At 57.3% G+C, this 5,787-nt stretch carries 6 protein-coding genes; 3 read left to right on the top strand and 3 right to left on the bottom strand.

Annotation, left to right across the window (positions count from 1 at the left end; translation table 11 throughout):
- On the top strand, positions 1-686 hold a 686-nt coding region (locus tag LJE94_01215), incomplete at its 5' end, for a radical SAM protein (protein MCG6908725.1).
- A gap of 372 nt (positions 687-1,058) precedes the next feature.
- Here LJE94_01215 and LJE94_01210 read toward each other — a convergent pair.
- The 3 genes from LJE94_01210 to LJE94_01200 all read right to left on the bottom strand — a co-directional run bounded on the left by LJE94_01210 (position 1,059) and on the right by LJE94_01200 (position 4,995).
- On the bottom strand, positions 1,059-2,084 hold the full coding sequence (locus tag LJE94_01210; protein ID MCG6908724.1) for an NAD-dependent epimerase: 1,026 nt from the start codon (positions 2,082-2,084) through the stop codon (positions 1,059-1,061).
- Entirely contained in the window at positions 2,081-3,103 is a 1,023-nt protein-coding gene (locus LJE94_01205) for an alcohol dehydrogenase catalytic domain-containing protein (protein ID MCG6908723.1), read from the bottom strand. The genes LJE94_01210 and LJE94_01205 overlap by 4 nt, the downstream gene beginning before the upstream one ends.
- Before the next feature lie 515 nt (positions 3,104-3,618).
- Positions 3,619-4,995, bottom strand: a complete 1,377-nt coding sequence (locus tag LJE94_01200) for a hypothetical protein (GenBank protein ID MCG6908722.1) — start codon at positions 4,993-4,995, stop codon at positions 3,619-3,621.
- 365 nt (positions 4,996-5,360) lie between these two features.
- Here LJE94_01200 and LJE94_01195 point away from each other — a divergent pair, with 365 nt between their 5' ends.
- Together LJE94_01195 and LJE94_01190 are read left to right on the top strand one after the other, a co-directional pair.
- On the top strand, positions 5,361-5,594 hold the full coding sequence (locus LJE94_01195) for a MoaD/ThiS family protein (protein MCG6908721.1): 234 nt from the start codon (positions 5,361-5,363) through the stop codon (positions 5,592-5,594).
- Position 5,595: 1 nt separating this feature from the next.
- A partial coding sequence (locus LJE94_01190; protein MCG6908720.1) for a HesA/MoeB/ThiF family protein occupies positions 5,596-5,787 on the top strand: 192 nt, incomplete at its 3' end.

Raw genomic sequence — 5,787 nt, 5'->3', positions numbered from 1 at the left:
TGCGGGCCATGAACGGCCTCTTCCCGCCATCCCTCGACGAAAAGCTGCTGCCGCTCATGAAAAATGCCGGGTTCAGGACCCTGAACCTGTCCCTGGGATCGACCTCGGGGCGCCAGCTGAAACGCTTCAACCGTCCGGACGTGCGCCGCGCGTTCCACGAACTTCTGGCCCCGGCAACGAAAAACGGGCTGACTTGCGTCGGCTACATCATCGTGGGCGCTCCGTATCAGGATCCGCTCCAATCGGTGGAGGACTTGCTTTATCTGTGGCGCAACCGGGTGCTCGCCGGCGTTTCCGTCTTTTACCCCGCCCCCGGCAGCCTCGATTACAACCGCTGCAAGGCCGACCGTTTGCTGCCGGCGCACACCAGTCTGTACCGCTCTGCGGCGCTGCCATTGGATCACACCACCAGCCGGTTGGAAGCGGCCACCCTGCTGCGTCTGGGCCGCATGGCCAACTTCCTTCTGCAACTCACCGGCGCCGGCATGCCGATCCCGGAGGCCGAACCCTGCAACCGTTCACACCTCCCGCCATCCGCGGACCGTTTTGAAATCGGGAGGGAGATGCTCAAGTGGTTTCTGTTCGATGGTCACATCCGCGGCGTCGATGCCGAGGGCCGGGTGTATTGCCATCCCGTCGCCGGGAAGCTGACCGCAAAATTCATTGCCGAAATGCGGCAGGGTTGAAGCCCTGCACGGCATAGCCATCGACTTTATGCAATGGTGTCAAGGAGTTCATCCCTGTGAAAACAAACCGCCCCGGACCACCCAACCCGGATAAACCAGAAAAGATAAAGATCATTCATCACGAAAGTACAAAAACACGAAAAGAACCATGAAAATTTTCGTGCTTTCGTGTTTTCGTGATCGGTTTTATTTTTTTCATTACATATCACTTGGTGACTTTTGGGTGTCGCGTAACGGCAAACCGGATTGAAACTTCGCGAAATGGCCGTTATCCCCTTGCTGCGCGGGACGTTAACGACGGCTTGCTGAGAGATGTGCGTGTGTTGTCGTCATTTGAACTTGTAATGGACGAACACGTAGTCACCTGAAACCTCAAACGCCATAGTAGTCGCGATACCACTCCACAAACCGCTCGATGCCCTTTGAAAGCGGCGTCCGGGGCGTGAAATCCACGTCACGCGCAAGGTCTTCCACGTCCGCGTAGGTATCCTGAACATCCCCGGGCTGCATCTCCGCAAACTCCTTTTTCGCCTCGGTCCCCAACGCCGCTTCGATGGCCGACACGAAATCCATCAACGCTACGGGACGATGGTTGCCGATATTGTAAATCTTGAAAGGGGCATAGGAAGTCCCCGGGTCCGGGTGCCGGCCGCTCCAGGACGGATCGGGCTGTGGAAGCCTGCGCATCACCCGCACCACACCTTCGACAATATCGTCTATGTAGGTAAAATCGCGCTGCATCTTACCGTGATTGAAGATCCGGATGGTCTTTTGCGCCAGTATGGAGCGGGTAAACGAAAAATAGGCCATGTCAGGACGCCCCCAGGGGCCGTAGACGGTGAAAAAACGCAGGCCGGTGCAGGGCAGACCGTAAAGGTGGCTGTAGGAATGCGCCATCAGTTCGTTTGCTTTTTTAGTGGCGGCATACAGCGAAACCGGATGGTCGACGTTGTGATGCACCGAAAAGGGCATTTCCCGGTTGGCTCCGTACACCGAACTCGAGGAGGCATAGACCAGATGCTTCACGCCGCCGTGCCGGCAGGCCTCGAGGATATTCGCGAAGCCGACGACATTGGCGTCGATGTAGGCCCGGGGATTGACCAGGGAATAGCGCACGCCTGGTTGAGCCGCCAGGTTGACGACCACATCGAAGGTATGCTTTTCAAACAGCCTGCTCACGGCATCCCGATCGGACAGGTCGTCCCTGACGAACGCAAACCGGCTCTCTTCCTTCAGCCGCGCCAGGCGACTTTCCTTGAGGGTCACCTCATAGTAGTCGTTCAGGTTGTCGATTCCGGTAACGGCGCACCCATCGTCCAGCAAGCGCCGGGACAGGTGATAGCCGATGAATCCGGCCGCACCGGTAACCAGGACCCTGTTAAAAGCAACTGTATTCAAAATTCCTCCCCGATGGCCAGCATCACTTTCAAGGCTTCACCCGTACGGATTCGCCGGCGATACACCCCGGGCAATTCCTCCAAAGAGATCACGTCTGTAATCAGCGGACGGCCGTCCAGATGGCCCCGGGCCATCAAATCGAGACAGGCGGTATTCTCTTCGTGGGTATTGGAATAGGAAGCCGTCAGGCGGACCTCCTTGAAGTTCAGCGTCACCGGTAGCATCGAAACCGGGTTCATGATAACACTGACGATACAGACGACGCCGCCCCTGGCGCAGCAGTCGAGGGCGGCCTGCACGTTGTCCCCGACGCCCGAGCATTCGAATACGTATTCGAACCCGGTTCCGGAGGTCTTTTCGAACACGAATGCGCCCAGGTTTCCCGCCAAGGGATCCATCGCCTCGTCCGCTCCGAAAGCGACGGCCAGCTCCCTCTTTTTCTCGACGGGTTCGCTCAGGGCCACCGGGCCGAAGCCCTTCAGCTTGAGCAGGCGTACGAGGGCCAGGCCGATGGTGCCGCCTCCCAGCACCAACGCCGATCCACCGCTGCCGCCGGCGCATGCAATTCCGTGGTAGGAGGCCGCAAAGGCTTCCGCCAAAGCGGCGTTGCGCGAATCGACCCCGTCGGGCACGGGAATGAGCATATCGGGCAGCACCTTGACGTATTCCGCAAACCCCCCGGGCAGATCGCCGATGCCGATGGAACGCCTGTTCACCTGGCAAAAATAGGGCTTCCCCATGCGGCAATCCCGGCATGCGCCGCAAAAGGTGGGCCGTATCACGACCCGCTTTGCGACCAGATCCCCGCTAACCTCCCTGCCCGTTTCGGCGACCGTGCCGCTGACCTCGTGCCCTAAAACGATGCCGTCCGCAATACTCCCGCTCTCGAGCATGGAGTGGTCCGATCCGCAGAAACCGGTGTTGGCAACCCTGACAAGAACGTCCCGCGGCCCGATTTCCGGCATGGCGACATCCTCGATCGCCAGGCCTTCATTTTTCCGATACACCGCTGCTTTCATTATGAAAAATACTCCGCATTTTTAATGTAACGCGACTTCGTCGCTAGTTTAATTTAAACGTTCCATACGGGGAATGGAAGGAAATCCCTCTTCCAACGGCAAGGGCTTCGGTTTGACAATTTGTATAGCAACGCTTCCGGCAGGGCTGAAACCCTGCGCTACAACGTCTAACGCTTGAAGCTATGTAGTCCAGGGATTTATCCCTGCCGGCCAACTGACCTGCGCCCTTCGTCATCTGGCCGCTGAAGTTCAGCCCCCTGATTTCATAGATACCGACCACCCTGGAGCCTGAAGCCCGTGGTTAGTGCGTCCGTAGTCTTATGCATCCATCTCCGCCTGAAAGCCGTCTTTGATTGGTTGCCTATAAGAATCCCAGGAATGAGCTCATAGCTCATGGCATGCTATCAGCTATGACCTATGAGATTTGGCCCCCCTGCGCCTTGCACCCTACACCATACACCGTATACCGCACCCAATAAACCCAAATAGCCCGTTAACCCGCTGCCCCCCGGGTCCTACCGCCACCCGGGCGGTCCCACCATTTTCAGGATTTTTAGCAGCACGAGTGACACCAATAGAATGAAAGCAAACACGGCCACCGTCAGGCCTACGCTCCAGTTCCACCAGAGCGGCGCATTCACCAGGATGCTCCCACCCATCACCACCGGAAGGGCAAACAGGTTTACGATGCCCAGCTCCACCGCTACGGGTGTCTTGAACTCCGGATCGGTGATTCTCAGCAGCAGGAGCCCACTGGAAACCGTGCCGGTCACCATGCCGTAGATGGCCACGGTGCGCTCGAGGTTGTAACCCCACAGGCGGCTGCCGAAATAGAAAACGGTCACGGTGGTCAAAACGCCGCAGCTCAAGGCCATCACCGATATCGGCACGATATACTTCCAGACCACCACCACCTGAATCGCCATGATGGTTGCCACGATCAGATAATCGACCGACCAGCCGGTTATGCGCCGTTGAATGCCTGCGTCCAGAAGGTAGTCGGCGCCCATTTTTCTCATCGTCATTCTTACCAGGAACGCTATGACCATGCCGAAAAAAAAGAAAAATGCCCAGAGCATGGGAGCCACACCCGGTGCGAAAAGCGCCACGACTTTGCCAAGGCCGAGGGTGAAGGCGTAGGTCAGGCCGTAAATCAATCCAATCAAGGCCAAGTGAAAGGCAAGCGTGTCGATGTTGGCCGAATGCGTCGTCAACTTGCCGGCGGCCTCTTCGCCGCACCCTTCGGCATAAATGCCCCGCAGGAAATCACGGGAAAGGCGTCCGCCCCCCTGGCTGGCAACTCCCTTGCGAAGGCCCCAGTTGGCCAGGGGAACCCCTGCGCAAAACGCGAAAAGAAACCCCACGGCCGCAAAGGTGAGGCCGATGGTGGCACCGTCCCCGAACCCGGCCCCCTCCCACACCTTGCCGAACGAAAGGGCCTGTCCCGGTCCCTCCTCGAACCCCATGGGGACCAGAAACCCGAATGTGGGAAAGAGGTTCGTCCCCAGGAGGCCGAACAGGATCACCAGCAGTCCTCCGACCGCTGCCTGCAGGTAAAAACTGCATGCCTGCATCAGGCACATCCACAGGGGGCCTTTTAAATAGTGGCTGTCGGCCCTTGACTGTTTCCGGGAAGCAGCGCCGGCGGAAAGCCCCACGGAGATGAATGAAATGTTGAAGAAGTGGTAGGCGAAGGTCTCCCACACGGAAGCCTGAAAGCGGATAACGCCCAGGGCGACCAGTAACAGTCCGAGAGCCCCGCCGATAAGACAACTCGGTATCAGAAAATGCTGAAAAAAGCCGACATGGGCGCGCAGGGCGACACCGACAAGGAGCATGATGGAAAGACAGCCGAATGCCAGCATGGGATCGAATTGAAAGGGGATTTCCATGGGAGCCTCTTCACGAATAAACGGTAGCTGTCAGGAACCGTAGGATCCTGCGCCGGTTTCACCCTGGAAGGGTGTTGTTTGGATACCGCATACAGATATAAACCCTAAATCCCAATATCGAAATTGAACACTCCCCGCAGCAAGCTTAAGGGGAATCTTCACCGTAAACCGAAGAATGATTGATTCTATAGCATACTGTTTTATATTATACCATGCTTAACCCGGCGGCGGATGTTAACCTCACGGTTGTCAGGTCAAGGTTGATCATGAGCATTGTTTTCGATGATTTTGTTTGAAATTTGGTCAATTGGAATTTAGAATCTTTTTTACATCTGCATGCAACGAACAGAGGAGTGGACGACCCTATGTCTGCAACCATCGATCTCAGGTTTTTTGCAAGCCTGCGGAAATTCAGCCCGCCTTCGGCGGACACCTACCCCATTACACCCGGCGCCACGGTGAGAGATTTGCTGCGGCAACTGGGCGTCCCCCTGGAAAAAGCCAAGCTCATCTTTGTAAACGGTTTGAAAAAAGACCTGGACGCCCGGTTGGAGGGCGGCGAACGGGTGGGCATCTTCCCCCCCGTGGGCGGAGGATGACATGCAGGAGCAGCTAGTCCGCGGAATTGAAAAAGCGGCGGCGTCAAGAACCTATCCCGACGGCGGTCACTATAAAGCCCTGTCCGCAGCCGACACGCAAAAACTGGCCCGGGAATGCGGCCTGGCCCCGAGAGAGGTGGATATTGCCGCTTTGGGTCGCCGCATCATCCCCGAACGCTACGCTCGCAACATG

It is taken from the genome of Deltaproteobacteria bacterium, from assembly GCA_022340465.1.
In the GTDB taxonomy this organism is placed as follows: Bacteria; Desulfobacterota; Desulfobacteria; order Desulfobacterales; family B30-G6; genus JAJDNW01.
Note: the sequence above shows the minus strand (reverse complement) of the source record. Positions and strands in the feature narration are given on the sequence as shown.